The organism is Spiribacter aquaticus, assembly GCF_007625215.1.
In the GTDB taxonomy this organism is placed as follows: Bacteria; Pseudomonadota; Gammaproteobacteria; order Nitrococcales; family Nitrococcaceae; genus Spiribacter; species Spiribacter roseus.
The window spans coordinates 315,548-322,157 of the sequence record NZ_VMKP01000001.1 but is presented as its reverse complement, the minus strand read 5'-3'; the positions used below and the strand labels follow the sequence as shown (position 1 = coordinate 322,157).

Sequence of the window (6,610 nt, the reverse complement as noted above, 5' to 3'; positions counted from 1 at the left end):
CGCCCAGCCAATCACCACCGGCGCATTCGTGCGCTCGGCGAGCTTGCCGAACAATGTCATGGTCTTGGCCGGGCGGCCAAAAAACGGCGCAAACACCCCTTCGCCCGGCGGCGACTGATCCGGCAGCACGCCCACGGCCTCCCCCGCTTTCAGGGCCTTGAACAATGCCCGGATACCCGAGGGACGGGCCGGCCAGAACACCGCGCCACTGCGCGAGCGGCCACGGTTGAGCAGGGCCTCGAGTTCTTTCCAGCGCGGCGGACGGTACAGCGCGTTCAGGCGCACGCGCTGGGCAAGCCACATCTGCAGCACCTCCCAGGCGCCATGGTGGGGGGCGATCACGAGCAGTCCCCGCCCCTCGGCAAGGGCTTCGTCAACGACCTCGGCACCCTCCACCGACTCGATCAGCCCCAGCACCCGGCGAACGGGCCATTGCCATGCGGCGGCCAGCTCCACGAGTCCCCGCGCATTCTCGCGCAGCGCCGAGCGCGCCAGCTGCCGGCGCGCTTCCTCGGACCAGTCGGGGAAACAGAGATCGGCGTTGACCCGCGCGACATGCCATTCTTCACGGCCGAGGCGCTCGGTCAGCCAGGCCGCGGCGTTGCCGAGGCGGTGCAGGGCGGGCAGGGATAGATGGGACAGGGCGCGCAGGGCGGCATCCACCACCCTGGCCCGACCCCGCAAGCGGGCGTTCGTCACGGGGGACGGGGGCGAGTCAGTCACTCCCGGCGATGATGCTCGGCCAATGCCGGGTCATCCGGGTCGAAGTCGCGGATGAAGTATTCCGCACCGCAGTAGTGACACTTGGCATGGCCGGTCTTGTGGATCGGCAGATACACCCGCGGGTGGCTGTTCCACAGGTACATGCCGGGCATCGGGCAGGACAGCGGGAGGTCGTCCACCGTTACCTCGTAGCGGTTTTCGCTATTCGGCTCGATGAGGTCGTTGCGGTCATGGGTCTGTGGATCGGGCACCTCAGCCTCCTCGGTTCAGTTCCGCGCCGGTGTTCAGACGACGCGGGTCAGCCAGTCGTTGTGCGCCTCCGAGCGTCCCTCGACGGCGGCGAAAAAGCGGCTCTGGACGTCGGTGGTGATCGGCCCGCGCCGGCCTTCGCCAATGATGCGGTTGTCGAGCTCGCGGATCGGCGTCACTTCGGCAGCGGTGCCGGTGAAAAACGCTTCGTCGCAGACATAGACCTCGTCGCGGGTGATGCGACGCTCGCGCACTTCGTAGCCCGCTTCCTTGGCGATGGTCATGATCGCATCGCGGGTGACGCCGGCCAACGCCGAGTGCAGCTCGGGGGTGTGGATCACGCCGTCGCGCACCATGAACAGGTTCTCGCCTGAGCCCTCGGCGACGAACCCTTCGGGGTCGAGCAGCATGGCCTCGTCGTAGCCGCAGGCGACGGCTTCCTGCAGGGCCATCATGGAGTTGATGTACTGACCATTGGCCTTGGCCCGGCACATGGCGATGTTGACGTGATGGCGGGTGAACGAGGAGGTGCGCACGCGGATGCCACGCTCCATGTTCTCCTCACCCATATAAGAGCCCCAGCTCCAGGCCGCCACGATCAGATGGGTCTGCAGGTTATCAGCCCGCAGCCCCATGCTCTCGGCCCCCAGAAAGGCCATGGGCCGGATATAGCCACTCTCGAGCCCGTTCTCGCGCACGGCACTGACGCAGGCCTGGCGGACGGTCTCGGGATCCCAGGGCAGGGTCATGCCAAGGATCTTCGCCGAGTCGAACAGCCGGCGGATATGCTCGGGCAGCCGGAAAATCGCCGGGCCCTGCTGGGTGTTGTAGGCGCGGATGCCTTCGAATACGCCCATGCCGTAGTGCAGCGTATGCGTGAGGACATGCACCTGGGCGTCACGCCAGGGCACCATCTCGCCGTCCATCCAGATCCAGCCGTCCTGTTCGGCCATGCTCATCAGCCGCTCTCCTCAGCGTTTGTCCCTGATCCCGATTCCATCAGTGCATTCCACACGCCGATCACCGCCGTGCGCGATTCTTCCACCGTCTCCGCGGCAACGCGCGCCGATTGCTCCTGAAGGGTCAATCGATGCACAAGGCCACGATAGTGACGGTAGGCGTCGGCCAGAATGCGGGCCTGTTCGGTAGTCAATTCGCCCGCCCGTTCAAGCTCGTCGAGCAGGCGGATATTATCGGTATAGCGCAACACGCCGGCGTATTGCTGTACCCCGGCCAATGTGCCGTATTGAACCATGAATTCAATATCCGCGATACCGCCGCGATCCTGCTTGATATCAAACGCATCGCGGCGTCCCGAGCCCAGTTCGCGGCGCATTCGCTCGCGCATGCGGCGGACCTCCTCACGCAGTTCGTCCCGGCGACGCGGGCGCGTGAGTACCTCGCGGCGCAGCTGGCTGAAGCGCTGACGCAGGGATTCGCCACCGGCCACCATGCGCGCCCGCACCAGGGCCTGATGCTCCCAGGTCCAGGCGCGTCCACGCTGGTATTCGACGAAGGCGTCAAAGCTGGTGGTCAGCAGCCCCGACTGGCCGCTGGGGCGCAGACGGGTGTCGACCTCGTAGAGGATGCCGCCGGGTGTCAGCGTATTGAGGATGTGGATGAAGCGCTGAGCCAGGCGCGAGAAGAACACCGCCGGCTCCACCGGTTTGTCGCCAGTGGTCGCTGATCCCGCGGGCACAGGGTCATGCAGGAACACGACATCCAGATCCGAGCCGTACCCCAGCTCCAGCGAACCCAGCTTGCCGTAGGCGATGACCCCGAAATCGGCGACTTCGCCGTCCTCGCGCAGGGGCTCGCCATAGCGCTGGCTCACCTGCCGCCAGGCCAGATGCAGCACGCGCTTGAGGATCACCTCGGCGATGTCGGTGAGGTAGTCGCTGACCAGCATCACCGGGATGGCGCCGGCAAGGTCGGCGGCCGCCACCCGCAGCACCTGTGTCTGCTTGAACTGCCGCAGGATCTCCATCTGCTGCTCGAGATCATCCACATCGGCGCTCGCCATGCGGTTATCCGCCTCGGCCGCCAGGGCATCCCGGCTCAGCGGGGCGTACAGGCTGCGCGGGTCGAGCAGCTCGTCCAGCAGCATGGGATGGGCGGACAGATACCGGGCGATCCACGGGCTGCTGCCCACCAGCCGCACCAGCTGCGAGATCGCCATGGGATGCTCGTTGAGCAGCGCCAGATAGGCGGTGCGCCGGACGATGCCATCGAGCAGGGTCAACAAGCGGTTGAGCGAGGCGTCGGGCGAGTCCGCGCCCTGGATCGCCGCCAGCAACATGGGCATCAGCCGGTCGAGGCGTTTCCGCCCCTGCTCGGACAGGGCGCGGACGCGGGCGCCGTCACGGAAACGCTCGAGCAGGGTCAATGCACTGGCGGGATCGCTGTATCCGGCCGCCGCCAGAATCTCGCGCGCGACGTCGGCATCCACCGCATCATGCCAGATATCGGCAAAATCGGGGGCTTCGGTGACTTCGGCTTCGTCCTCCTGCTGCGGCGCCACGAAGACCTGATCGAAATGGCCCTGAACCCGCTGTCGCCAGCCATCGAGCTCGCGCCGCAGTCCGCTCCAGTCAGCCGCGCCCATGGCCAGCACCAGCCGCGCGCGGTCGACGTCATCGGTGGGCAGATCGTGTGCCTGGCGGTCATGCAGGGCCTGGATGCGGTTTTCGATGCGCCGCAGATAGCGATAGGCATCGGTCAGATCCTGCTGGGCATGCTCGGGGATGAGCGCCTGCTCGCACAGATAGGCCAGCACGGGTTGCAGGCTGCGCTGGCGCAGCGAGGGCTCCTGCCCGCCCCGGATCAGCTGGAACGCCTGGGCGATGAATTCCACCTCGCGGATGCCGCCGCGGCCGAGTTTGACGTTGTCCGACAGCCGCCGGCGCCGGACCTCGCGGGTGATCATGGCTTTCATCGAGCGCAGCGACTCGAGCGCGCCATAGTCCAGATAACGCCGGTAGACGAATGGCGAGAGCATCTCGAGAAGTGCCTGTCCCGATGTTTGATCCCCCGCGACGACCCGCGCCTTGATCAACGCGTAGCGCTCCCATTCCCGCCCCTGCTCGAGGAAGTAGAGCTCCATGGCCGGCACGCTCATCGCCAGCGGGCCGCTGTCGCCGTAGGGGCGCAGGCGCATGTCCACGCGAAAGCACTGGCCATCCGGCGTCTGCTGATCCAGGGCGGCAATCAGCGAGCGGCCGAGGCGCAGGAAGAACTGCTCGTTAGCCCGTGGGTTGGCGGCATCGGTAAAGCCCGGCTCGGGAAAGGCGAAGATCAGATCGATATCGGATGAGAAATTGAGCTCGCGCCCGCCCAGTTTGCCCATGCCCAGCACGATCATCTGCTGGGCATTGCCGGCGCTGTCCCGGGGCGTGCCGATCTGCGCGCACAGCCGCGGGTAGAGCCACGCCAGCGCTTCGTCGATGATAACGTCGGCCAGCTCAGAGAGGTCCGCGAGCACTTCGTCCAGCTCACAGCGCCCGGCCAGATCCCGCCAGGCGATGCGCAGCATTTCGCGTTCGCGAAAGCGTCGCAGCGCTTGATGGAAGGCGGCCTCATCATCCACCACCGCCAGCCGGGCCTGCAGGCGGTCCCGGAACCCACCGGGCGGATAGGCCTGTTGCAGATCGCCGCTGTCGCACAGGTCGACCAGCACACCGATGTCACGCACACAGACCCGGGCGGCAAAGTCGCTCATCGCCCAGATGCGCGGCAGTTCGGCAAGGATCCGATCGTCGGCGGGAAGGACGGCCTCCGCCGGGAGCCTTTCCAGCGCCGTGGAAACCGGCGCGACCAGCGGCTCGGGCAGGGTGTCCAGCGCCGCACTCAGCGCGGTTGGCAGCGTATCGGTATACATGCACTTACTTTAACCCACAAAAAAGCCCCGCCGAAGCGGGGCTTTGCTGGCAATCCGGCCCGCGGAGCAGGCCGGTGGGCCGTCGGGGGCTGATTACATCATGCCGCCCATTCCGCCCATGCCACCCATGCCGTCCATGCCGGCGCCACCGCCGTCATCCTTTTCCTCAGGATGGTCGGCGATCATGGCCTCGGTGGTGATCATGAGACCGGACACCGAAGCGGCGTTCTGCAGCGCCGTGCGGGTGACCTTGGTCGGGTCGAGGATGCCCATCTCGACCATGTCACCGTAGACCTCGGTCTGGGCGTTGTAGCCGTAGTTGCCCTCACCGGACTGGACGTTGTTCACGACCACCGAGGAGTCCTCGCCGCAGTTGTAAACAATCTGGCGCAGCGGCTCCTGCAGGGCGCGGCGGACGATGCCCACACCCACGTCCTGGTCGTGGTTGTCGCCGGTCAGGCCCTCGAGGCCCTTGAGCACGCGCAGAAGCGCCACACCACCGCCGGGCACGATGCCCTCTTCGACGGCCGCACGGGTCGCGTGCAGGGCGTCTTCGACGCGGGCCTTCTTCTCTTTCATCTCGATCTCGGAACCGGCACCGACCTTGATCACGGCGACGCCGCCGGCGAGCTTGGCGACCCGCTCCTGCAGCTTCTCGCGATCGTAGTCGCTGGTGGAGTCCTCGATCTGCGCGCGGATCTGGTCGACGCGGGACTTGATCTCGTCGGCACGGCCGCCGCCGTTGACCACGGTAGTCTCTTCCTTGGAGACGTTGATCTTCTTGGCGGTGCCCAGGTCTTCCAGGGTGGCCTTCTCGAGGGTCAGGCCGACCTCTTCCGAGATCACCGTGCCGCCGGTGAGGACCGCGATGTCCTGGAGCATGGCCTTGCGCCGGTCACCGAAGCCCGGGGCCTTGACCGCAGCCACCTTGACGATGCCGCGCATGCTGTTGACCACCAGCGTGGCCAGCGCTTCGCCCTCGATGTCCTCGGCGATGATCAGCAGCGGACGGCTCGACTTGGCCACACTCTCGAGCAACGGCAGCAGATCACGGATGTTCGAGATCTTCTTGTCGCAGATGAGGATGTAGGGATCCTCGAGCTCGGCGGCCATGCTCTGCTGGTTGTTGATGAAGTAGGGGCTGAGATAACCGCGGTCGAACTGCATGCCTTCGACGACATCCAGCTCGTTGTCGAGGCCGCTGCCCTCTTCGACGGTGATGACGCCTTCCTTGCCGACCTTCTTCATGGCGTCGGCAATGATCTCGCCGACTTCCTGATCGGAGTTGGCCGAGATGGCGCCGACCTGGGCGATGGCGGTGTCGGTCTCGCAGGGCTTCGACAGGTTGTGAAGCTCCTTGACCGCCGCCTCGACGCCCTTGTCGATGCCGCGCTTGAGGTCCATCGGGTTCATGCCCGCGGCGACGGCCTTCATGCCCTCGCGGACGATGCCCTGAGCCAGCACGGTGGCGGTGGTGGTGCCGTCACCGGCGGCGTCGGAGGTCTGCGAGGAGACTTCCTTGACCATCTGGGCACCCATGTTCTCGAACTTGTCCTGAAGCTCGATCTCCTTGGCGACGGACACACCGTCCTTGGTCACCGTCGGGGCGCCGAAGGACTTGTCCAGCACCACGTTACGGCCGCGCGGCCCCAGGGTTGCCTTGACCGCGCTGGCCAGCGTGTTCACGCCCGCGACCATGCGATGGCGGGCATCATCACCAAAACGTACGTCTTTAGCTGCCATTCTTCTGTTTCCTCTTGA

The 6,610-nt window shown here is 66.1% G+C and carries 5 protein-coding genes; all 5 read right to left on the bottom strand.

Annotated elements, in window-relative coordinates; translation table 11 throughout:
- Positions 1-723, bottom strand: a 723-nt coding sequence (locus FPL11_RS01590; RefSeq protein WP_246085257.1) for a lysophospholipid acyltransferase family protein, incomplete at its 3' end; no start/stop codon positions are given.
- A complete protein-coding gene (locus tag FPL11_RS01585; RefSeq protein WP_144346947.1) occupies positions 720-974 on the bottom strand; it encodes a zinc-finger domain-containing protein in 255 nt (84 codons plus the stop codon). The genes FPL11_RS01585 and FPL11_RS01590, both read right to left, overlap by 4 nt.
- Before the next feature lie 33 nt (positions 975-1,007).
- Positions 1,008-1,931: a branched-chain amino acid transaminase gene (locus tag FPL11_RS01580; protein WP_110882298.1), complete on the bottom strand. Its 924-nt coding sequence runs from the start codon at positions 1,929-1,931 to the stop codon at positions 1,008-1,010.
- On the bottom strand, positions 1,931-4,849 hold the full coding sequence (gene glnE, locus FPL11_RS01575) for a bifunctional [glutamate--ammonia ligase]-adenylyl-L-tyrosine phosphorylase/[glutamate--ammonia-ligase] adenylyltransferase (RefSeq protein ID WP_144346946.1): 2,919 nt from the start codon (positions 4,847-4,849) through the stop codon (positions 1,931-1,933). The genes FPL11_RS01580 and glnE overlap by 1 nt, the downstream gene beginning before the upstream one ends.
- 93 nt (positions 4,850-4,942) lie before the next feature.
- Complete coding sequence (gene groL / locus FPL11_RS01570; RefSeq protein WP_144346945.1) at positions 4,943-6,592, bottom strand: chaperonin GroEL; 1,650 nt, start codon at positions 6,590-6,592, stop codon at positions 4,943-4,945.
- Between the last annotated feature and the right edge of the window lie 18 nt (positions 6,593-6,610).

Coding starts and splice junctions, on each gene's coding strand:
- FPL11_RS01580 (WP_110882298.1), bottom strand. CDS start 1,931: ATGAGCATGGCCGAACAGGACGGCTGGATCTGGATGGACGGCGAGATG.
- glnE (WP_144346946.1), bottom strand. CDS start 4,849: ATGTATACCGATACGCTGCCAACCGCGCTGAGTGCGGCGCTGGACACC.
- groL (WP_144346945.1), bottom strand. CDS start 6,592: ATGGCAGCTAAAGACGTACGTTTTGGTGATGATGCCCGCCATCGCATG.